Here is a 21,634-nt window from a genome sequence, read left to right as displayed (position 1 = left end):
TCCGAAGGAGGCAGTTCAGGGTCCGGGGCTACTGGGTGCTGAACGCCGCGTCGAAGGACTGCTCGGGCAGCTTCCAGAGCAGGTTCCGGATGTACCCGACGGCCTCCTCGGCACCGTGCAGACGGTCCATGCCGGCGTCCTCCCACTCGATGGAGATCGGCCCGGCGTAGCCGATGCTCGACAGGGCACGGAAGGCATCCTCCCACGGCACGTCGCCGTGACCGGTCGACACGAAATCCCAGCCGCGTCGCGGGTCGCCCCAGGGCAGGTGCGAGCCGACGATGCCGGCGTGACCGGTGGCCGGCCGGATCCGCGTGTCCTTGCAGTCGACGTGGTAGATCCGGTTCGCGAACTCGACGATGAACCCCACCGGGTCGACGCCCTGCCACATCATGTGCGACGGGTCCCAGTTGAAGCCGAAGGCCGGGCGGTGGTCGATCGCCTCGAGGGTGCGGACACTCGTCCAGTAGTCGTAGGCGATCTCGGACGGGTGCACCTCGTGGGCGAAGCGGACCCCCTCGGCGTCGAAGACGTCGAGGATCGGGTTCCAGCGGGTGGCGAAGTCCTCGTACCCGGCGTCGATGACGGAAGCCGGCACCGGCGGGAACATCGCGGAGTACTGCCAGATCTTGGACCCCGTGAAGCCGACGACCGTGTCGACGCCGAGCTTGCGCGCGACCCGCGCGGACCGCTTCATGTCCTCGGCCGCGCGCTGACGCACCCCCTCCGCGTCGCCGTCGCCCCAGGTGTAGTCGCGGACGATCGCCTGGTGACGGAAGTCGATCGGGTCGTCGCACACGGCCTGGCCGGTGAGGTGGTTCGAGATCGCGAAGACCTCGAGGCCGTGCCGGTCGAGGATGTCGAGGCGGGACTGCAGGTAGGCGTCGTCCTCATCCGCGCGCTTCAGGTCGAGGTGGTCGCCCGAGGCCGCGATCTCGAGGCCGTCGTAGCCCCAGGAGGCGGCGAGGCGGGCGACCTCTTCGAAGGGGAGATCCGCCCACTGTCCGGTGAACAGGGTCACTGGGAGGCGGCTCGCGTACTGCTTGTCGGTGGTGTCGGTCATGCGATGATCCTCTGCTCGTCGTCGGTGGAGGTGGCGATCGCTTCCCAGCGACCGGTGTCGGCCGCGTCGAGGACGGCCTCGGTGATGCGCGCGGTGCGGAGTCCGTCGGCGAAGACGGGCAGGCCGTCCGGCGACTGTCCGGCCATCGCCGCGTAGCTGTCGGCCACGAAGGCGTTGAAGGCGTCCTGGTAGCCCATCGGGTGCCCTGAGGGGACGATGGACAGGCGTGCGGCGTCCGGGTGCAGCTGGTCGGCGTCGCGCGGCAGCACCTGCGTCCCCGACCGACGGCCGAGCCAGAGCGTCTCCGGCGCTTCCTGATCGAAGCCGATGCTGAGTTCCGTCCCGGCGATCTCGAGGTGCAGCCGGTTCTTCCGACCGGGCGCGACCTGCGAGACGAGCAGCGTGCCGATGGCGCCGCCCTCGAGCCGGATCACGACCGCGGCCGCGTCCTCGGTCGTGACCTCCGGAGTGTTCGCGCGCTCCGCGAAGAAGGTGCGGACCGTCGAACTGAGCTCCGTGATGCGCGCGCCGGTGATGAACTCGAGGAGGTCGACGAGGTGCGAACCGATGTCGGCGAAGGCGCGCGAACGGCCCCCGGCCACCGAGTCGACCCGCCAGTTGTCGTCGGCTTGCGCGAGCAACCAGTCCTGGAGGTAGGACCCGCTGATCGTGAGCAGGGTCCCGAGGTCACCGGCGGCGACACGCGCCCGGGCCTCCCGGACGAGCGGGTGGAAGCGGTACACGAACGGCACCGTGCCGACGACACCGGCCTCGGCCGCGGCGGCGACGAGACGCTCGGCGGTCGCGGCGTCGGTCGCGAGGGGTTTCTCACAGACGACGTGCTTGCCCGCCGCGATGGCCGCGAGTGCCTGCTCGGCGTGGAGCGCGTTCGGCGTGCAGACGTGCACCACGTCGACCGAGGGGTCGGCCAACAGCTCGTCGAGCGAGCCGTATCCACGCTCGAACCCGAGGCTCGCGGCGACCTCCCGCGAGCGTTCGGGTGTCGAGGCGACGACACCGACCAGCCGGGCACCCGCAGCGCGGGCCGCCCGGCTGTGGACGGTGGCCATGAAGCCACCGCCCACCACCGCGATACCGGGACCGGCCACGGTCATGCTCCGAAGGTGCCGTCCGCCGGGGTCCACGACTCCGGCAGTGCGGGAGCGAGTTCCACGGTGCTGACGACGTCCACCGAGGTACGGCTCAGGCCCGACTCGGCCGTCGAGACCATGACGTCGAGCACGTGGTAGGCGAGCTCACCGGAGGCGCGCTCGGGACGACCGGCGCGGATCGCCTGGGCGAGCTCGACCACCCCGGTTCCGCGACCCTGCGTCGGACCGGTCGACGGGATCGACTCGGGCTCCTCGCCACCGCCGTAGACGAGCAGGTCGCCCTCGAAGGTGTTCGGGTCGGGGACGACGAGCGTGCCGGTCGAGCCGGCGACCTCGAACTGCGTGCGGCCGAGCTTGGAGTCGAAGCTGAAGACGCTCTGCGCGAGCTGGCCGCTCTCGAACTCGAAGAGGGCGCTCACGTGCGTCGGCACCGTCACATCGAACGACTGACCGGCGCGCGGGCCGGATCCGATCGTCCGCTGCGGGAAGGCCTGCGAAGCCAGCGCGGTGACGCGGGCGATCGGACCGAACAGCTGCACGAGCGCCGTGATGTAGTACGGGCCGATGTCGAAGAGCGGACCGGCGCCGTCCTGGAACAGGAAGTCGGGGTTCGGGTGCCACGACTCCGGGCCGGGACTCTGCATGAGGGTCAGCGCGGTGAGGGGCTGGCCGATGCCACCGGCCTCGACGAGTCGGCGAGCTGATTGGATACCGGCGCCGAGGAAGGTGTCCGGAGCCGTGGCGACGCGGAGCCCCTTCTCCTTCGCGGCGGCCAGCAGGGCCTGCCCGCTCTCACGGTCGAGCGCGAAGGGCTTCTCGCTCCACACGTGCTTACCGGCGTCGAGGATCTGCATGGCGACCTCGACGTGGACCTTCGGGATCGTCAGGTTGACGACGATCTCGATCTCGGGGTCGGCCAGGAGTTCGGCGACCGAGCCGTGGCCGGGCACCCCGTACTTCTCGGCCTGCGTCTTCGCCCGCTCGAGGTCGAGGTCCGCGACGAACCGGACGTCGAGGTCGGGGAAGGTGACCATATTGCTGAGGTACTGGTCGCTGATGACGCCGGCGCCGATGAGGCCGACACCGACCGTTCCGGTGCTGTTGCTCATGCCTGGACTCCGTTCGTGGTGAGGTACGTGAAGCTCTGCTCGAGCCCCTGGAAGATGTCGCCGTCGAACGCGTCGAACTCGACGACGCGGAGGGCCTGCGGTGCCGCGGCGAGGATGTCGAGCACCGGGACGACCCCGGCGCCCGCGGGCAGCTGCTTCAGCGTGTCGCGGGAGGCGTCGCCGTCCTTGACGTGGATGAAGCGCACACGATCGCCGATCGCAGCGAGGACGTCGACCGCGCGGCGTCCGCCGACCTCGACCCAGTAGGTGTCGACCTCGAACACGACGGCCGGGTCGGTGAGCGCGGCGAGGTGCTCGAGCGGGCTGGTGCCCGCGACGTCGCCCTCGAGCTCCCACCAGTGGTTGTGGTAGCCCACCTGGACTCCGTGACCGGCGGCGACCGCCGCCGCGGCGTTCAGCTCGTCGGCGATCGAAGCGACCGTCTCCGCCGTGGCGAAGCGCTCTTCGGCGATGGCTGGGTCGATGAGGACCTGCACGCCCTGCTCCGCCGCCGCGCCGAAGGCCGCCGACAGGTCGATGTCGTCGGCGATGACCTTGCCGTGCGCGCTCGGGGTGGCGAGGCCGGCATCGTGGATGTCCTGCAGGCTGACGCCGGGACCGAAGCCGAACGGCTCAGCCTGGCGGAAACCGATCTCGGTCAGGCGCTGCAGCGCTGCGGCACGATCCGCGGTGAGCGGCTCCCGTACCGAGTAGAGCTGGACAGAGAGTTGGGAAGTCGACACGATGCTCCTCAATGATGATGGTGTCAGGCAGCCGCTGCTGCGAGATCCAGGCTAACCACACTTCTGTCGGTGGTCAAACAAAAGTCTCCCACCGGTCGCCGCTCCCCCGGCGACGAATACCGCAGGAGTCGGAAGCGTGGGGGACAATGGAGAGGTGAACTCAGCTCTGCTCTCCCGGATCGTCGCTGACTCCAGCGACCGCATCTCGTGGTTGCGGGCTCGTTCGCGCGGGATCACCGCGACCGACGTCGCCACCCTCTCGACCCCGGCCTCGATCCAGCGGGCGGCCGACGCGAAGCTCGGCGGGACGGGCTTCTCCGGCAACGCCTTCACCGACCACGGTCGCGCCCGCGAGCCGGAGATCGCCCGGTGGGTCGCCGCGACGCACGGGATCAACCCCTCGTCGGCGCTCTTCCGGGCCGAGGTCGAACACCGTCACCTCGCCACCCCCGACGGCATCGCCGTGACCGAGCGCGGGGCCGTCGTGCTCGCGGAGATCAAGACCACGACGAAGTCCTGGCGCTCGATCCCCCGCAACTACCTGCGTCAGGTGTGGTGGCAGCAGTACGTGATCGGCGCGGAGCGGACGCTCGTCGTCTGGGAGGAGCATAAGGACTTCGTCCCCATCGACGACGAACCGCTCTGTCGATGGGTCGAGCGGGATGACGTCGAGATCGCGAAGCTTGTGGGCCTTGCGAACGCACTCATCGACGAGCTGTACCACCGCACCAATCCAGCCGCCCGGCGCCCGGTCCTCCCGGAGCCTGCGCCCGTCACTCGGCAGCTCCGGGAACCACTGCTGAGCACCGACTTCTGACGACAAGTCGACAGAAGTCGGCCGAGGTGGTTGACTGTCGCCATGACCGAGCCGCTACGCCCCTCCCCCGGAGCACCGGGCGCCGGCGACCTCTTCCAACTCTTCCGCGGCGGTGAGGCACGCACGAAGTCGGAGTTGTGCGCCCTGACCGGCCTGGCCCGCTCCACCGTCTCCCTCCGGATCGACGCCCTCGTGGCCGCAGACCTGCTCCGTCCCGCTGGAGAGGCAGCCTCCTCGGGTGGTCGCCCGCCCGCACGGATCGCATTCAACCCGCTCGCGCGCGTCGTCGTCGCCGTCGACCTGGGGGCGACGCACGGGACGGTGGCCGTCACCGACCTGGCCGGCGCGATCCTCGCGACGAGCCGCGCGGAGCTGCAGATCGCCGCAGGACCCGAGCCCGTCCTCGACTGGGTGGTCGAAGCGGCGTCGGCCCTGCTGGCCGCTCCGCAGACCTGGGCCACACCCCAGCCGGTCGCGCCCCCGGTCATCGGGATCGGGATCGGGCTTCCGGGGCCGGTCGAGCACTCGACCGGACGGCCGACGAACCCGCCGATCATGCCGGGCTGGGACCGTTTCGACGTCCCCGCCTACATCCGTCGGACCATCGACGTCCCGGTCCTCGTCGACAACGACGTCAACGTCCTCGCGCTCGGCGAGCACGCGATCTCCTGGCCGGACACCGACGACCTCGTCTACGTGAAGGTGTCCACGGGTATCGGTGCCGGCATCATCGCGGGTGGCGAGCTGCAGCGCGGGGCACTCGGTGCGGCCGGCGACATCGGGCACGTCCAGGTCCCCGTCGGCCGAGACTCCCCGCGCGCTGCGGACGACGAGCGCGACCTCGAGGCCATCGCGAGCGGGCCTGCGATCGCGACCGAGCTCCGCGCCCGCGGGATCGACGCCGTCAGCAGTCGCGACGTCGCAGCACTCATCCGCGCGGGCGACCGTATGGCCATCGAGACCACGCGGCAGGCCGGCCGGGAGATCGGTGAGGTGCTCAGTGTCGTGGTGAACCTCCTGAACCCCTCGGTGATCGTGCTCGGCGGGACGATGACCCGGGCGGGTGAACATCTCCTCACCGGTGTCCGCGAGGTGGTCTACCGCCGGTCGATGCCGCTCGCCACCGGACACCTCGGCATCGTCACCTCGACGGCCGGCGAGGAGGCCGGGGTGTTGGGAGCGGCGATCATGGTGCTGCGCGACGCCCTGTCCGCACCGGCGATCGACGCGATGACTCAGCCCCGGGCGCTCGAGGCCGCGTCGACCTGACGCGCGTCCTCCAGTGCGGAACCAGGGCGTCCGACGTCGTCCGCCTTCCCGACGGCGAGGACTTCCGCCAGGCCGTACCCGACGAGCCAGAACAGGGCGATGGTCATCGCCGCGAACTCCAGCCAACTGCCGACCTGCTGCCCGACCTCCGCGAGTGAGAGCAGGCCACCGAGCCCCGCGACCACCGCGACGGCGGATCCGGCGAACCAGGACAGCCGCCGGACGGCGCGCAGCCGCGACCCGAGGGCCGACCCGATCATCGCCAGGCAGGCGAGGGCGAAGCCCATCACGGCGAAGGAGATGTGCACCGCGTCCTGGAGCGTGAACAGCGGATTCGACGGGATCGGGCACTCGTAGGTGCAGGTCACCCGGGACGCCACGAAGAAGCACAGGCTCGACAGTCCGACGAGCAGCCAGGGGATGAGCAGCAGTCCAACCCTCGTGCGGCGCTGACCGGGCTCGCGGGACGGGACGGCTCGCTGCAGCGCCACAGCGATGCTGAGACCACCGACCGCGACCATGAGCAGTGCGGCGTTGAAGACCGGAGCCGTCACCTCGCCGGTGGCACCGAGGCCGCTCACGTAGCTGTTCTTGCCGAGGCTGAGTCGTGCGGCCCAGATCATGATCGTGGCGACCACGAGGAGCACGCCACCGATGATCGCGAACCCGAGGGCGACGGATCGGCGCCGACGGACGGCCGACGGGCGAGAGACCCGCTGGTCTGATGTGGCCCCCGTCATCCGCGGATGAGCCTCGTCCGGCTCAACGCGATGACGGCGCAGCCCATCAGGCCGATGAACCCGGCGATGGCGATCATGTAGACGACGACGGCTCCCCACCCGCCGGGCTGAGCCGGGTTGAGGAACGGGTACGGGTACCAGCCGACGATCGATCCGCGGATCATCGTGTAGACGGTCCAGACGAGCGGGAACGCGATGATCGCCCACACCTGACGCCATTCCAGGCGGGACTTGCCGGGCGTCACGATCCAGACGAGCACCAGATAGATCGGTGCGATGAGGTGCAGCACCTCGTTCGACCAACCGAGGGTGTGCCCCTGGTCGAGGGCGATGCCGCGGAGCAGCAGGTTGTAGACGACGCCCGTGGTCGCCATGTAGGTCACGACGCAGCCGAGGACCAGGTTGTACCAGGCCGGATCGCGTCGCAGGCGGAAGCAGAACCCGGCGCCGACCAACAGGACGATCGCACTCAGCGCGTTCGACAGGATCGTGAAGTAGCTGAAGAAGTTGACGAAGAAGTCGTCGGGCGCATCACCGAAGGACAGGGTGTAGACGAACTGGCCGACGATGGCGGCGATGATCACCCCACCCGCGATGATCCTGATGACTCCGAACAGTGCGCGCATTGCGCCACTGTATCGGAAGCACGCGCCCGAGGATCGGGCGACAGTCGGGCCGTCGTGTCCCCCGAAGAGAGGGAATCGTTTCCAGCCAATTGACACCCCCGTAACAGCGCCGACTCATTCGACGGCTTTGATGAGAACAGAGCCGGACCACGCACCGGAGCGAGACTCGTCGCCGAGCCGACCTCCGCCGGGTGGAGCTTTCGGGGGATGAACGACGAAGGAGTACTCGATGCGTCAAGGAGTCGGACACTCCTGGTCTCTGGCGACAACCGCGGACGCGGTGAAGCCGGCACCGGAGACCATGCGAGCCGCGGTGATCGACGCCGTCGGCAGCCCAGAGGTCCTCCGGATGGAGACCGTACCGACACCGCGTCCGGTCATGGCGGAGTTCCTCGTGAAGGTCGTCGCGGCCGGCGTGAACCCGGTCGACGCCAAGACCCGCGCGGGCCGGGGCGTCTCCTCTGCCATCACGGCGATGCCGGCCGTCCTCGGGTACGACTTCAGCGGCATCGTGGTCGAGTCGCCCTTCGCTGCCGCCGGCCTCCTGCCCGGTGACGAGGTCTACGGCATGACGAGCTTCCCGCGGACGGGCGGCAGCTACGCCGAGTACGTCGCGGTGTCCTCCCTGAGCCTGACGCGGAAGCCGACGACACTGTCGCACGTCGAGGCCGCCGGGGTCCCTCTCGCCGCGCTCACCGCGTGGGGCATGGTCGTCGACGTCGCGAAGGCGCACGAGGGGCAGCGCATCCTCATCCACGCCGGGAGCGGCGGTGTCGGGCACTTCGCCGTGCAGTTCGCCACCTATTTCGGCGCGCGGGTGATCGCCACCGGCTCCGGTCGCAACGTCGGTTGGCTGCGCGAACTCGGCGCCCATCAGGCGGTCGACCACGAGTTGCACCGGTTCGAGGACGTCGTCGACCAGGTCGACGTCGTGATCGACCTCGTGGGCAACACCGTGGACGACACGGGGTCGCGTTCCCTGCGGGTACTGCGCCCTGGCGGGCTCATCATCAACGCGCCGACCGGTTCCTGGCCGACACTCGAGGAGGAGGCCCGGGCCGCGGGCGTCCGCGCGACGCGGTTCACCGTGGCCCCCGACGGCGCCACACTCGACACCATCAGCAGGCTGCTGGAGTCTGGGGACGTCCGGGTGTTCGTCGACCAGGTGTTCGACCTCGACGCCGTCCGGCAGGCCCACGTGCTTCTCGAGGGCGGTCACTCACGCGGCAAGATCGTCCTCAAGGTCGCCGACGGCTGACGACCGAGGCCGTCGGGTGACGACGCCGCTACGGCGCCGCCACCCGACGCTCAGCGGACGAGGATGAAGTCGTAGGGCAGTGTCCTGACCACCGTGCCACCCACGGCTTCCGTCACCGTGCCACCCGAGTACCGAGCAGGCAGGTAGTCCGACGGCCAGGTGATGCTCCAGTCGCCCTGCGGTCCGGCCGTGATGCTCCCGAGGTCCGTGCCCCAGGCCCCGCGGATCTTGATCAGGGCGCCGGGGTTCGCGTGGCCGGAGAACACCGGCCGGGTTCCAGCGATGGTGCCGCCGAGTGCGGGCGACACCACCTCGAGGCGTGGGACGACGACGGTGAAGTCGTAGACGACCGAGTGGGTCTGCTCGCCGTCCACGAACTGCCGGACGGTGCCGCCGACGTACCGTGCGGGCAGCAGGGTCTTGTTCCAGGTGATGGTCCATCGGCCGTCGTCGGCGACGCGGTCGACGGCGCCCAGGAGGTCTCCCGATGCACCGCGGATCTCGATCGCCGCACCCGGCTGCGCGGTGCCCGTGAACACGGGGTTGGTCTCCAAGACGATCGCCCCGACCGACGGGGAGGTCACGACGAGGGGCGCCACCCGCCAGTCGACTCGGAAGTCGTACGGGACGCTCGTGAACGGCTTGCCGTCGAGGTACTGCCGGACCGAACCGCCCGAGTAGGTCCCGGGGGTCAGCGCCTTGTTCCAGGTGAGTGTCCAGGTGGCGTCCGTTTCCACGCGGGTCTCACCCAGGAGCGAACCCCACGCTCCGTAGACCTGGATCAGTGCACCGGGCTGACCGGTCCCGGAGAACACCGGGGCGCCGGGCTCGAGGACCCCACCGATCGCCGGTGAGAGCAGGACGACCGGGGCGTCGGGAACCGGCGCACCGGCCTCGACCGTCGCGGTCCACACCTGGTCGATCCCTGTGGCGCGCACGGCGCCGTCGAACACGCCGACGGCGGCATCGGCGTTCGCGGTCAGCGCCAGGGTGAACGATCGGTTCGCGGCCGTGATCGTGCCCCGGTAGCTGTTGCTCGCGGGGTACCAGCTGAATCCGGCCGGCGCATCGCCGGTGGGCCTGAGCCCGGCCGGGACGACGATCTCCGCGGATCCGGACACCGATTCGGTGAAGGCGACGGGGACCTCGACGGCGTCCCCCTGTCGTACGGTGACGTTCGGGATGGCGACACCAGGCGCGATGGGTGCCGCGAGGACGTTCGCCGTGAAGTCCGCGAGCTTCACCCGGTTCGTGGACCAGCTGACGCTCCCGCCGGTGGCCAGGCCGAGCCGCGCGTCGGCGTCGGCAGTGAGGGTGAAGGTGACGGCGGTGGTGCCGATCGGCAGGGTGCCCCCGGCACCGGTGCTGTCGAGCGCGAATGCCGGGTTCGCCACGGCGGTGATCCTGGTACCGAGCGGCGGCACGATGTCGATCCGTTGACCACCCGCGTCGGTGTTGAAGGTCGCCTGGACCTGGACCGATTCGCCCTGCCGGAGCGACGGGGTCGGCACGGAGGCCGACGGCGACAGGTCCGGCACCAGCTGGCTCATCACCAGCTTGCTGACGTCTGCGTCGTTGTTCGGCCCGAATCCGAGTTGCATGTCCTTCGTGCCGACCCCGAGGACGTTCAGGCGCCGCCCGGACGGATCGGTGAGGAACCCGTCGGCGGCCAGCGTGAACTGCGTGCTCGCCGAGGAGCAGCTCGCCACGCGCACGAGATCGGTCCTCGTGCCGCCCCGGTCCGTGGTGAGGCATTGGCCGTTGATCTCGATCCGACCGCTGGTGCCGACGGCAGGGAAGGTCGCGGTGGCGGCGGCCGCCAGCGCTGCCTCGTACGACAACCCGTAGGGCCCGCCGGTGCCGATCGACTGCGGGTGGGTGAGCCACTGCGAGGACCCCCGCGGCGCCCATCCGTGGAATCCGGTGGACCACGCCGGATCGGTCACGAACTTGCCGCGCAACCGCGGCTGCGTGGCGGTCACCGACGTCTCCGCGTCTGATCCGGCCTGACCGACGGGCGCGGCCGATGCCGGACCGGACGCCAGTGCTGTGGCGGCGACGGCCGTCAGGACGACCATCGAGAGGGCTGTGTGGGGCTTCATGGAGGGGCGTCCTTTCGTGATCGGGCCTGTCGGCCCGCGCCGCCTCGGCCTCCACCAGGAGGGAGACGTGCTTGGGAGGATCGAGGGCGCAGCTCACCGAGCGCCGCTCATTTCTTCCACAAACATATCAGTCGAACAGCTTGCTCGTCCGCACGCTTACCGAGGCCTGCCAGGGCTAGCCGATCAGGCCCCGTTCCGACATCCGCTCCATCACGAAGTCGTCGTGCCGCTCGGGCCCGACCAGGAACGTCTTCGTCCCCACCACCTCGAAGCCGCTCTTGCCGTAGAACCGGATCGCCCTGGCGTTCTGCTGGTTCACCCCGAGCCACACCGATCGCGCCCCGCGCGACCGGGCGTCGTCGAGCGTCGCCTCCATGAGCATGCGCGCTCCGCCGGCACCGTGGCTCGCGGGGAGCACGTACAGCTTGCTGAGTTCCGCTGTCGGGCGGTGCGTGACTGCGGCGAGCACGTCGGGGTCGATCGGATCACTGAAGACGAGCATCGTGTAGCCGATGGCCGTGCCGTCATCGTCGTCGACGAGGAGCCGGAGCGCGCGTCCGGGATCTGCCAGGTAGCCGGTGAACCGGTCGAGGGTGAAGTGCTCGGCGATGAACGCGTCGATGTGCTCCTGCGCGGTGCCGGGTGGGCAGGCGAGGGCGAAGGTCGCTGCGGCGAGCGTGGCGAGGGTGGCGGCGTCGTCGGCCTGAGCAGTGCGGGTGGAGACCATCCCTGCATCGTACGACGCCACCCCGGAGAACGACGAAGGCCCGGTCGCGTGACGCGACCGGACCTTCGTACTGGTGAGACTAGATGGAGTTGACGTCCAGCGGGATGCCGGGGCCGAACGTGGTCGACACGGCGCCCTTCTGGATGTAACGGCCCTTCGAGGAGGACGGCTTGAGGCGGAGGATCTCCTCGAGCGCGGTGTTGATGTTCTCCTCGAGCTGCGATGCGTCGAACGAGGCCTTGCCGACGACGAAGTGCACGTTGGAGTGCTTGTCGACGCGGAACTCGATCTTGCCGCCCTTGATGTCGGACACGGCCTTGGCCACGTCCGGCGTCACGGTGCCGGTCTTGGGGTTCGGCATGAGGCCACGGGGACCGAGGACCTTACCGAGACGACCGACCTTACCCATGAGCTCCGGGGTGGAGACCGCGGAGTCGAACGAGGTGTAGCCCTCGGCGACCTTCGCGATGAGCTCGTCGCCGCCGACCTCGTCAGCACCGGCCGCGATCGCGGCCTCTGCTGCCGGGCCCGTCGCGAAGACGATGACGCGGGCGGTCTTGCCCGTGCCGTGCGGGAGGATGACCGTGCCGCGGACCATCTGGTCCGCCTTGCGCGGGTCGACACCGAGCTTGAGGGCGACCTCGACGGTGCTGTTGAACTTGGCGGAACCGGTCTCCTTGGCGAGGGCGACGGCCTCGTTCGGGGTGTAGAACTTGTCAGCCTCGATCTTCTCGGCTGCGGCCCGGTAGGCCTTCGACTTCTGTGCCATGTGTGTTCTCCTATGAGAAATGTGGTCATCTGCGCCTGGCCGGCGCTGCCACGAGTGAAAAAGAAAGGTGCGAGGGTGTGGCCTGGACGGCTCACCCCGTGCGGTTCGGAAGGACTAGCCCTCGACCGTGATGCCCATGGAGCGGGCGGTGCCGGCGATGATCTTCGCGGCTGCGTCGATGTCGTTCGAGTTCAGGTCAGGAGCCTTCTGCTCGGCGATCTGACGGACCTGCTCCTTGGTGAGCTTCGCGACCTTGACGGTGTGCGGGGTACCGGAGCCCTTGGCGACGCCGGCGGCCTTCTTGATGAGCTCCGCTGCGGGCGGGGTCTTCAGGATGAAGGTGAACGAACGGTCCTCGTAGACGGTGATCTCGACGGGGATGACGTTGCCGCGCTGCGACTCGGTGGCCGCGTTGTACGCCTTGCAGAATTCCATGATGTTGACGCCGTGCTGACCAAGGGCGGGGCCGATGGGGGGAGCGGGGTTTGCGGCGCCGGCCTGGATCTGCAGCTTGATGAGACCCGTGACCTTCTTCTTCGGTGCCATGTTTCTTCCTTCTTCTGGGGTTCGAACGCCATCGGACGATGTGCGCTCTCCCGCGCGCCCGTCGGGCGGCGGTGGACTGTGGAGCCGTGTGGCTTAGAGCTTGGTGACCTGGTCGAAGCTGAGCTCGACCGGAGTCTCGCGCTCGAAGAGGGAGACGAGCACCGTGAGCTTGCCGCTCTCGGGCTTGATCTCGCTGATGGAGCCGGGGAGGCCCGCGAACGAGCCTTCCTTGATCGTGATGGTCTCGCCGATCTCGAAGTCGACCTCGGCGGGGATGACACGCTGCTGCGTGGCGCTGCCCTTGGTGCCGGAGCCCTTGACGGGCGCGGTCTCCTTGACCTCGACGAGCGACTTCAACATGTTGAAGGACTCTTCGAAGCGGAGCGGCGTGGGGTTGTGCGCGTTGCCGACGAAGCCGGTGACGCCAGGCGTGTGGCGGACGACCGACCAGCTGTCCTCGTTGAGGTCCATGCGGACGAGCACGTAGCCGGGGATGCGGACGCGGGTGACCATCTTGCGCTGGCCGTTCTTGATCTCGACCACGTCTTCCATGGGGACCTCGACCTGGTAGATGTAGTCCGCGACCTCGAGCGTCGACTTGCGCTGCTCGATGTTGGCCTTCACCTTGCGCTCGAAACCGGCGTAGGAGTGGATGACGTACCACTTGCCGGGCAGGAAGCGGAGTTCCTTGCGGAACGCGTCGTAAGGGTCTTCCTCGGACTCCTCGGCGGGCTCGGCGTCGGCGTCGGTGGGGTCTGCCTCTTCTTCGGCGATGGCCTCTGCTGCGGCTTCGACCTCGGCTGCCTCGTCGAGTTCGAGGGCGTCGTCGACGACGGCGTCGGCCTCGGGGTCGACGGCCTCGGCCATCGCGTCGAGCACGGCGTCGAGGTCGACCTCGGTGTCGCCGGTCTCCTCGACGTGGACGGCGTTGTGCTCAGCGGGGTCGACGGAGTGCTCGTCGGCCGAGAGCACGTTGCCCTCCTGGGCCTCGTCGTCCTCCGAGGACTGCTCGGCAGCGGTTGCCCAGTCGACGTCGTTCGAGTTTCGCTCAGACACTGATTTCCATTCCGTTTCTGTTGTGCGGATCGTGGGTGATCCCCGACCGCGGCGCCAGATCCTGACGCATGACGACTGCGTCGCCGTCTGTGATTGTGGAACCCGGGTGCCGGACCGGAGCACCGGAACCTGAGCGGAACTAGCTCGCGGTACCGAACACCAGCGTGACGACCCAGGCGAAGACGAAGTCGATGCCGTAGACGAGCGCCATCATGATGCAGACGAAGACGAGCACCACGGCCGTGTAGCTGAGGAGTTCCTTCCGCGTCGGCGTGACGACCTTCTTGAGTTCCGCGAAGACCTGCTTCAGGAACAGGACGATGCCCGAGAAGAAGCCGCGCCGTTCGGCACGGTCCGCCTTCGCCTTGACGACGACGTCCTCGCCGGGCGTGTCGGTACTCTTCGGGGCCACTCGTTACACCTTTCGTGTGCCGGTGCATACGCACCGACTCGCAGGGCGGACAGGACTTGAACCTGCAACCTGCGGTTTTGGAGACCGCTGCTCTACCAATTGAGCCACCGCCCTTCAGTGCTGACGCACCGGAGGGGTCGAAGCTACCCTGAACTCCTGAGCGTTGCCTCACCACACGGGTGAAAACAGGCGCAGAAAATCATGGCAGATTTCAACTACCTCCATCCAGTGTACGGCACGGTCGCCCGGCTGTAAAACCGGCGGGACCCTGCAGCCGACCACGGTCGGTCACGGGCGCCCGGCTGCCGCGTGATCGGCGACTTCCTCGACCGACAGCGCGCGCAGATGAACGCCGACGGCGTCGAGGTCGCCCCCGAACCAGGGCGACGTGGGGGCGTTCGGCCAGCCAGCCGTCACGTTGTCGAAACCGATACGCCAGTAGCCGCGGTAGTTCGTGGAACCGGTGCTCGGGTTCGACGCGACCAACTCGCCGTCGAGGTACAGCTCCATTCCTGACGACTCGGACATGACGGCGACCACGTGATGCCACTCGCCGTCCACCACCGGTTCAGGCGACATGACGACCTCAGGCGAACCGGACTGCACGCCGAACACCAGTCGTCCGTCAGGGCCGATGTACAGGTGCCGATCGGCCTTCCAGGACCCGACCGTCTGTGCCACGCCGAAGCCGATCAGCTTGCCCTGCGGGCGCGTGGTGCGGAACCAGGTCTCGAGCGAGAAGGTCCGCGGCGAAGAGACCTGAGGCATCGTCGTGACCTGGGTCCCGACTCCGTCCAGTCGGGCGAAGGGACCGTCCCCACAGACACCGTCGACGCGCACGGCCTCGTTGCTGATGAAGGCGAACCCGGGGCCGGACCCGGCGTTGACGAGCGCCGTACCGCTCGGCTCGTTGAAGTCGAACCACATCTCCGGAGCACCGAGCGGCTGGCCGAGGCAGGAGAACACCTCGGTTCCGAGGTGGTTGCCCGAGGAGTCCGCGGCGCTCGTCCAGGACGCACCGGCGGTCGGCACGACTGCCGCGATCGCCAGGACACCGGCCAGAGCGACGCCGCCCACCGGGGCCATGGCCTGCAACCGCCCACGCGAGGTCGTGCGGCCACGCTCGTCGACGAGGAACCGCCGCGTCCACACGATGGCGCAGCCGGTCGCCGCCGCCGAAGGAGCGAGCAGGGCCAGCTCCGCCCACCGACCCTCGTGCGCCCACACGATCGGAAGTCCGATGAACGGGACGCGGAGGATACCGAGACCACGGACATCCTGATCGTCCACGAGCCGCCGATCCGGTTGACGGTTCGCGTCGCCTTGCAAGCGGAGCCGGTCGAACGTCCGCTCGACGATGCGATGCAGGAGGTAGGTGTCGTCCTTCGCGGGGTCATCGACGAGCACCACCTGGCCGGCCGCGGCGTCGGCGCCGTCGATCGGCATCGAGACGACGACGTCGCCGGTCCTGATGCGCGGCTCCATGGAACCTGACGCCACGGTGGTCGGAACCCACCCGACGAGCTTCGGCACAGCGGCCCACGCCAGGAGGCACAGCGCGAGCAACGCGAGGACGCGCGCACCGAGGGCGACGACCACGATGCCGGACGACACGATGCGCCGGCGGGCGGATGACGGTTCCATGAGAGCTCCCAGAGGGACGAGGTGGACGGGGACAGGCGGGCCGCGGTGCTCCCGTCAGCGGGACGAGAGCACCGGGATCGCCTAGGAGGTGCGACCCTCCCAGACGAGGTCGACCGCCGCCGTGCCGCCCTGGACGGTGTTCGGCGCATCCGGGGACAGCGTGTACGTGACCTTGAAGACGCGCTCCTCGCCGCCGCCGACGGAGGCCCACGAGCCGAGTCCGGACGCGTGGTCGAACGCAGTGTTCGCGAGGCCGGCGAGGGTGCCGCTGTAGACGGACGCGCCCGTGGTCGCGGGGACGAAGTCCTCGCAGGACCCGTAGCCGCCGCCGGCGCCCTGGAGGATGTCGAGCTGCAGGTGCTGGTCGAGGTCCTGCGTCTGCGCCGCGTTGTCCGCGTAGAGACGGATGTCGGACGACAGCGAACCGTCCGAGGTGACGGCGATGCAGTTCACACCGGTCGAGCCGGGCTGCAGGTCGTCCGCGGCGAACATCGCGGCGCCGGAGTCGTCATCGCTCAGCGCGATCGCTCCGGCACTCCAGGCGTTACCGGAGTTGTCGGTCGACGAGGTGAAGGCGGCGTAGGAGGCGGTCGAGACGATGACGCCGCTCGCCAGGACGGCGACGGGCAGTGCGGCCCAGCGGACGAGACGGCGGGATCGAGGGGACAGGGCGGTGGTCATGGTGATTCTCCAGGGTCGGGGCCGAAATCGGCACGTGTTGTACAACTAATATTCCATATGTTGTTCTGAAATACAACATGTGCTGGCGATGTCGGTAGGGTGGACGCACGAATGCACGACGACTCGACCCAGGGGGACCGATGAGCAGCGCAGACGAACACGCAGTCACCGTGAATGCGGCGGCGACGGACCGCAAGGACGATCGCCGGATCCCGGCCCGCTTCGCGGATGACAGCCCGCTCCCGGGCGCCGGCCCGATCCAGGCGTTCCTCCGCTTCTGGAAGCGGTATCCGATCTTCACCGGGCGGGCCAGCCGGAGCGAGTTCTGGTGGTGGGTGGTCGTCCACGCGGTCATCGTCACCGCGCTCCTGGTGATCGGACGCGGTGTCGACGTCGCGACCGGGGTGACGGCCGGTTTCTGGGAGGGTCAGGTCACCGAAGGACCCGCATGGGGTGTCCAGAGCGTCCTGTCCGGGATCTGGGGCCTCGCGACGATCATCCCGGGGCTGTCACTGAACGCCCGTCGCATGCACGACACGGACCACAGCGGCTGGTGGCAGCTCATCAACCTGGTCCCGATCTTCGGCTGGTTCTTCTTCATCTGGCTCGCGGCGCAGCCGAGCGACCGGGGCGGTGCCCGCTACGACACGGGGCCGCACCGCGAGGGCGCCCAGATCAAGCCTGGTGACGCTCCGCAGTGACCCGCCGGTCCGGGAGGACCGTGTCGGCGATCGCGGCGAGGACGAGCACCAGCGTGCAGAGACACCCGAGGACGAGTTCCCCGAGCTGCGGCACGAGGAACGCGGCGACCGCGCAGCCAGCGAGCATCGCGAGGCCGATGACCGGCGCGAGTGGAACGGCACGGTCGACGACGAACCGGAACAGCGACAGCCCGAGGAGGTAGAGGACCGGGCCGCCGAGGATCACGACGCCCCCGGCGAGTTCGACGGCGTCGGCCGGTCGGTCGAGTATCTCCTTGTCCCCCACCGAGACGAGCACGATCCCGGCGACGATCACGACGTGGGCGTAGCTGTATCCGTCGCGCGCGATGCGTCCGAGACGTCCCGGCCCTCGTCGACCGGGACGACCCTCGTCACCGTCGGCGCGGTCGGCCTCCTCCTCGGCGGCCTCGACCGCTCGGCGTCCCGCCGCCTCCGTGCGGTGGAAGTACAACCACCACAGCGCGACCGCGGAGACGAAGGCACTCAGCATCCCGACGACGGCGGCGACCGACGTCTCGAGCTCGACGAACGCGAACCCGGTGACGAGCAGCGACTCGCCGATCGCGATGATGATGAAGAGCGACGCCCGCTCCGAGAGGTGCGCACCGGAGAGCTCCCAGCTCTCGACCTCCGAGGTCCGCACACCCGGCAACCGGAATCCGAGGGCCCCGCCGCCGTACTCGATGGCGACGGCGCAGATCCAGAACGCCAGTTGCCAGTCGGTCGGCACCAGCGCGCCGGCGATCCAGAAGACCGCGGCGAACGCGGTCCAGACGAGGACGCGTGCGAAGCTCAGGGCCACGTCGCGGTCGTGCCGCCAGGTCGCCACGACCATGAACAGCGTCCGGATGAGCTGGAGCACGACGTAGGCGACGGCGAACGCCAGCGCGCGGTCGGTGAACGAAGCCGACACCGACACCGCCGCGACGAACGCCAACAGGCCGAAGCCGATGAGCGCGAGTCGCACCGCGAGCCGTTCCGGGTCGAGCCAGTTCGTCACCCAGCTCGTGGACACCCAGGACCACCAGAGCGCCAGGATGAGGACGATCGACTCGAGCGCGGCGGTGACGCTCTGGTCGTCGGCGATGAGCTTGCTCAGCTGGGTGAGCGCGAAGACGAAGACGAGGTCGAAGAACAACTCGACGAAGGTGACGCGCTCGGCGCGTTCACCGGACTCCGGACGACGAAGATCGGAGACGAGGCCGAATCTGGGGGCGGGCATCTTCGTATCCTGGCAGGGTTCCCGGTGCCGACGCCTCCCCCTCGGATTCGTCGACACCGGGTCGTGCTCGTCGCGAGCTGCGGGGACAGAGCCCGACGACCACACCGTGAGCCTAGCAAGAAGTATTCCAGATACACAAGGTCCAGAAGCATCATCGGAATATCGACGGCCGCAGCCGGGTTGCGTCCGGAGGCCGCGTCCTCCGCGAGCCGCATCCCCCACGAAAGGCATCACCCGTATGGATCTCTTCGCGCCCGTCCGACTCGGCGACCTCGAACTCGCCAACCGCGTCGTCATGGCCCCGCTCACCCGCATGCGGTCCGGAGCCGACGGCGTCCCCGGCGACCTCGTCGCCGAGCACTACAGCCAGCGCGCAGGACTCGGGCTCATCATCACGGAGGGCACCTACCCGAGCGCCGAGTCGCGCTCCTACCCGGGCCAGCCCGGCATCGTCACCCCCGAGCAGGTCGAGGGTTGGCGTGGCGTCGCGAAGGCCGTGCACGGAGCGGGCGGGCTCATCGTCATGCAGCTCATGAACGGCGGCCGCGTCTCGCACACCGACATCACGGGCACCGACCGCATCGTCGCGCCGAGCGCGATCGCCATCGCCGGCGAGGTCCGGACGCCGGCGGGCGCCCAGCCGTACCCCGTCCCGCACGCGCTGAGCACCGAGGAGCTCAACACGGTCCGCGAGGAGTTCGTCCAGGCCGCCCGCAACGCGATCGAGGCAGGCCTCGACGGCGTCGAACTCCACGCCGCGAACGGCTACCTGCTGCACCAGTTCCTCTCCCCCGTCTCCAACGTGCGCGACGACCGCGCCGGAGGCAGCCCGGAGGCCCGCGCGTCGTACGTCGCCGGGGTCGTCAGCGCCGTCGCCGCGGCGGTCGGTGCAGCGCGCGTCGGCATCCGCATCTCCCCGATGAACGGCGCCGGTGACACGGCGGAGACCGACGAGGCCGACGTCCGCGCGACCTACGAGGCATTGCTCGACGCCCTGGCACCGCTCGGCCTCGCCTACGTCAGCATCCTCCACGAGGACCCGGCCGGCGCGCTCGTCCAGGACCTGCGTGGTCACTTCGGCGGCAAGCTCATCGTCAACAGCGGCTTCGGCACCGTCACGACGCGCGACGAGGCGATCGCCCTCGTCGAGCACGCGCATGCCGACGCCGTCGCCGTCGGGCGTCTCGCCATCGCGAACCCCGACCTCGTCGAGCGTTGGGCGGGCGAGCACGAGGAGAACACCCCGAACCCGGCCACCTTCTACGGCCCGGGCGCCGAGGGCTACACGGACTACCCGCGCCTCGCGAGCTGATCACGCTGAGGTGAGGCACCTCGTCGCGCGACACCTCGTCGGGCGACGAGGTGCCTCACCTCAGTCCGCCCGTGGCGCGTGCGACTCGAGGAACTCGTACACCTCGACGGAGTCGACCCCCGGGAAGGATCCGGTCGGCAGCGCGGCCAGCAGACTCGTCGGCGTCCGCGCCGCCGGCCAGGCCTTCCCCTCCCACCGTTCGGCGAGCGCCGGCGACGCCCGACGACAGCATCGCTCGTCGGGGCAGTTCGAGGTCGACCGATGCGGCGTCTCGCGTCCGCGGAACCACTTCACGTGCGCGAACGGGACGCCGACGCTGACCGAGTACTCGCCCTCCTTGGCCTTCTCGATCCGCGAGGTGCACCAGAAGGTGCCGGTGTCCATGTCGGTGTACTGATACCAGGGGCTGAAGCGGTCCTCGACGTCGAAGACGGTCCTGGCCGTCCAGTTGCGGCAGACGAGCGAGCCCTCCACTGCTCCGAGGACGTCGGACGGGAACGTGACCCCGTCGTTCTCGTACGCCTTGATGATCGTCCCCGACTCGTGCACCTTCATGAAGTGCACCGGGAGCCCGAGGTGCCTCGTCGCGAGGTTGGTGAAGCGGTGCGCGGCGGTCTCGTACGACACCGCGAACGCGTCGCGCAGGTCCTCCATCGAGATGCGCCGGAGCTGTTTCGCCTCGCCGAGGACGCGCACGGCGTCGCGCTCGGGCAGCAGGATGGCCGCCGTCAGGTAGTTGGTCTCGACGCGCTGCCGCAGAAAGTCCGCGTAGTTTCCCGGCTCTTCGTGTCCGCACAGGTGACTGGCGAACGCCTGGAGGATGGGGGAACGCGAATCACGGGACATCGAGGGTTCGGTCGGCAGGTAGATCCGACCGTTGCGCCGGTCGGTGACCGAGCGCGTCGAGTGCGGCAGGTCGCCGACGTAGTGGAGCGAGAACCCGAGGTGCTGTGCCATCTCCGCGACCGTCTGGTGCGAGACCGGCCCTCCGGTGTAGCCGACGGCGTCGAGCAGTCCTTTCGCGACGGCCTCGAGCTCGGGGAAGTGGTTGTCGGCCGCGCGCATGTCCGCCCGGAGGACCGCGTTGGCCCGGCGCGCCTCCTCGGGTGTCGCCGCACGCTCCCGATGCAGGCGGGCGACCTCGTCGTGCAGCGCCAGCACGGTGCGCAGCGTCTCGTCCGCCGTCCCTTTCGAGACGCGGATGGGCGCGATCCCGAGGGCGGAGAAGACGGGCCCCCGCTGGGCACGCTCGACGGCGATCTCGAGCGCGGCCCGGTCGCTCGGCGGTTCGTCACGGAGGAGGTCGTCGACGGTGGTGCCGAGGGCCGCGGCGATGACGCGGAGCATCGAGAGGCTCGGCTCCCGATGCCCGTTCTCGATCGCCGACGCCTGCGACGGTGCGCGGTCGATCGCCTGCGCGAGCTCGTCGAGGGTGAGGCCCGCACGGGATCGGGCATCGCGGATCCGGCGACCGAGGACGAGGGCGTCCGCGTGCGGACCAGGTCCGTCACCAGCGGTGGCGGAGACGGGTGGAGCAGCGGCGGTGCTGGTCATGGTGATCATGCTCACACGCGCCGGTTGTTCCGGCAAACAGAAGGTCGGCCGTTCTTCTGTCCACGGATGACGTCCGTCGGGGTTGCGGCGAGCGCAGGATCGTTCCCACAGCACGACCCGCCCCACCGACCTCGACACCACAGGAGTCAT

General features: G+C 69.3%; 21 protein-coding genes and 1 tRNA gene. 5 read left to right on the top strand and 17 right to left on the bottom strand.

Features of this window, described 5'->3' with window-relative positions:
* Positions 1–28: 28 nt before the first annotated feature.
* The 4 genes from ACZZZB_RS14145 to ACZZZB_RS14130 are packed head-to-tail and all read right to left on the bottom strand — an operon-like array spanning position 29 to position 4,027.
* On the bottom strand, positions 29–1,063 hold the full coding sequence (locus ACZZZB_RS14145) for a sugar phosphate isomerase/epimerase family protein (protein ID WP_064294543.1): 1,035 nt from the start codon (positions 1,061–1,063) through the stop codon (positions 29–31).
* Entirely contained in the window at positions 1,060–2,172 is a 1,113-nt protein-coding gene (locus tag ACZZZB_RS14140) for a Gfo/Idh/MocA family protein (protein ID WP_463530011.1), read from the bottom strand. The genes ACZZZB_RS14145 and ACZZZB_RS14140 overlap by 4 nt, the downstream gene beginning before the upstream one ends.
* A 2-nt stretch (positions 2,173–2,174) precedes the next feature.
* Positions 2,175–3,284, bottom strand: coding sequence for a Gfo/Idh/MocA family protein (locus ACZZZB_RS14135; protein WP_159879913.1), 1,110 nt, complete (start codon positions 3,282–3,284; stop codon positions 2,175–2,177).
* Entirely contained in the window at positions 3,281–4,027 is a 747-nt protein-coding gene (locus ACZZZB_RS14130) for a sugar phosphate isomerase/epimerase family protein (RefSeq protein ID WP_274500396.1), read from the bottom strand. Before ACZZZB_RS14130 ends, ACZZZB_RS14135 begins: the two co-directional genes overlap by 4 nt.
* A gap of 154 nt (positions 4,028–4,181) precedes the next feature.
* On the opposite strand from ACZZZB_RS14130, the gene ACZZZB_RS14125 reads away from it, so the two are divergent.
* Positions 4,182–4,844, top strand: coding sequence for a YqaJ viral recombinase family protein (locus ACZZZB_RS14125; protein WP_463530010.1), 663 nt, complete (start codon positions 4,182–4,184; stop codon positions 4,842–4,844).
* Between the two features lie 42 nt (positions 4,845–4,886).
* On the top strand, positions 4,887–6,113 hold the full coding sequence (locus ACZZZB_RS14120; RefSeq protein ID WP_192005865.1) for an ROK family transcriptional regulator: 1,227 nt from the start codon (positions 4,887–4,889) through the stop codon (positions 6,111–6,113).
* On the opposite strand, the gene ACZZZB_RS14115 is transcribed toward ACZZZB_RS14120, so the two are convergent.
* Both ACZZZB_RS14115 and ACZZZB_RS14110 read right to left on the bottom strand, forming a co-directional pair.
* A complete protein-coding gene (locus ACZZZB_RS14115; protein ID WP_192005867.1) occupies positions 6,080–6,853 on the bottom strand; it encodes a DUF998 domain-containing protein in 774 nt (257 codons plus the stop codon). The genes ACZZZB_RS14120 and ACZZZB_RS14115 overlap by 34 nt on opposite strands.
* Positions 6,850–7,479, bottom strand: a complete 630-nt coding sequence (locus ACZZZB_RS14110) for a Pr6Pr family membrane protein (protein WP_159879921.1) — start codon at positions 7,477–7,479, stop codon at positions 6,850–6,852. Before ACZZZB_RS14110 ends, ACZZZB_RS14115 begins: the two co-directional genes overlap by 4 nt.
* A gap of 301 nt (positions 7,480–7,780) precedes the next feature.
* Between ACZZZB_RS14110 and ACZZZB_RS14105 the strand changes: the two genes are divergently transcribed.
* On the top strand, positions 7,781–8,737 hold the full coding sequence (locus tag ACZZZB_RS14105; protein WP_124770005.1) for an NADP-dependent oxidoreductase: 957 nt from the start codon (positions 7,781–7,783) through the stop codon (positions 8,735–8,737).
* 50 nt (positions 8,738–8,787) lie between these two features.
* Here the strand turns inward: ACZZZB_RS14105 and ACZZZB_RS14100 are convergent, their stop codons facing one another.
* From ACZZZB_RS14100 to ACZZZB_RS14060, 9 genes are all read right to left on the bottom strand, one after another.
* Positions 8,788–10,839 carry a hypothetical protein gene (locus ACZZZB_RS14100; RefSeq protein ID WP_463530009.1) on the bottom strand — a complete coding sequence of 684 codons (2,052 nt, stop codon included), beginning with the start codon at positions 10,837–10,839 and terminating at the stop codon, positions 8,788–8,790.
* A gap of 175 nt (positions 10,840–11,014) precedes the next feature.
* A complete protein-coding gene (locus ACZZZB_RS14095; protein WP_463530008.1) occupies positions 11,015–11,566 on the bottom strand; it encodes a GNAT family N-acetyltransferase in 552 nt (183 codons plus the stop codon).
* A gap of 79 nt (positions 11,567–11,645) precedes the next feature.
* Positions 11,646–12,335: a 50S ribosomal protein L1 gene (rplA, locus tag ACZZZB_RS14090; protein ID WP_079706704.1), complete on the bottom strand. Its 690-nt coding sequence runs from the start codon at positions 12,333–12,335 to the stop codon at positions 11,646–11,648.
* Between the two features lie 114 nt (positions 12,336–12,449).
* The gene (gene rplK, locus ACZZZB_RS14085; protein WP_056014074.1) at positions 12,450–12,881 is read right to left on the bottom strand and encodes a 50S ribosomal protein L11; all 432 of its coding nucleotides are present in this window, start codon (positions 12,879–12,881) and stop codon (positions 12,450–12,452) included.
* 93 nt (positions 12,882–12,974) lie between these two features.
* On the bottom strand, positions 12,975–13,937 hold the full coding sequence (gene nusG / locus ACZZZB_RS14080; protein ID WP_079706703.1) for a transcription termination/antitermination protein NusG: 963 nt from the start codon (positions 13,935–13,937) through the stop codon (positions 12,975–12,977).
* A gap of 139 nt (positions 13,938–14,076) precedes the next feature.
* Positions 14,077–14,349 carry a preprotein translocase subunit SecE gene (gene secE / locus ACZZZB_RS14075; protein WP_079706702.1) on the bottom strand — a complete coding sequence of 91 codons (273 nt, stop codon included), beginning with the start codon at positions 14,347–14,349 and terminating at the stop codon, positions 14,077–14,079.
* Between the two features lie 41 nt (positions 14,350–14,390).
* Positions 14,391–14,463, bottom strand: a tRNA-Trp gene (locus ACZZZB_RS14070).
* Between the two features lie 174 nt (positions 14,464–14,637).
* Complete coding sequence (locus ACZZZB_RS14065) at positions 14,638–15,993, bottom strand: signal peptidase I (RefSeq protein WP_463530007.1); 1,356 nt, start codon at positions 15,991–15,993, stop codon at positions 14,638–14,640.
* Between the two features lie 81 nt (positions 15,994–16,074).
* Positions 16,075–16,674: a hypothetical protein gene (locus ACZZZB_RS14060; RefSeq protein WP_124767354.1), complete on the bottom strand. Its 600-nt coding sequence runs from the start codon at positions 16,672–16,674 to the stop codon at positions 16,075–16,077.
* Positions 16,675–16,814: 140 nt separating this feature from the next.
* On the opposite strand from ACZZZB_RS14060, the gene ACZZZB_RS14055 reads away from it, so the two are divergent.
* A complete protein-coding gene (locus ACZZZB_RS14055; protein ID WP_463530006.1) occupies positions 16,815–17,375 on the top strand; it encodes a DUF805 domain-containing protein in 561 nt (186 codons plus the stop codon).
* Here ACZZZB_RS14055 and ACZZZB_RS14050 read toward each other — a convergent pair.
* A complete protein-coding gene (locus ACZZZB_RS14050; protein WP_164486849.1) occupies positions 17,350–18,618 on the bottom strand; it encodes a low temperature requirement protein A in 1,269 nt (422 codons plus the stop codon). The two genes, ACZZZB_RS14055 and ACZZZB_RS14050, sit on opposite strands and share 26 nt — an antisense overlap.
* Before the next feature lie 238 nt (positions 18,619–18,856).
* On the opposite strand from ACZZZB_RS14050, the gene ACZZZB_RS14045 reads away from it, so the two are divergent.
* Positions 18,857–19,930, top strand: a complete 1,074-nt coding sequence (locus tag ACZZZB_RS14045; RefSeq protein WP_463530005.1) for an alkene reductase — start codon at positions 18,857–18,859, stop codon at positions 19,928–19,930.
* 60 nt (positions 19,931–19,990) lie between these two features.
* Here the strand turns inward: ACZZZB_RS14045 and ACZZZB_RS14040 are convergent, their stop codons facing one another.
* Positions 19,991–21,484 carry a helix-turn-helix domain-containing protein gene (locus tag ACZZZB_RS14040; RefSeq protein ID WP_463530004.1) on the bottom strand — a complete coding sequence of 498 codons (1,494 nt, stop codon included), beginning with the start codon at positions 21,482–21,484 and terminating at the stop codon, positions 19,991–19,993.
* Positions 21,485–21,634 lie beyond the last annotated feature (150 nt).

The sequence above is a fragment of the Plantibacter sp. AC185 genome, assembly GCF_979258065.1.
Note: the sequence above shows the minus strand (reverse complement) of the source record. Positions and strands in the feature narration are given on the sequence as shown.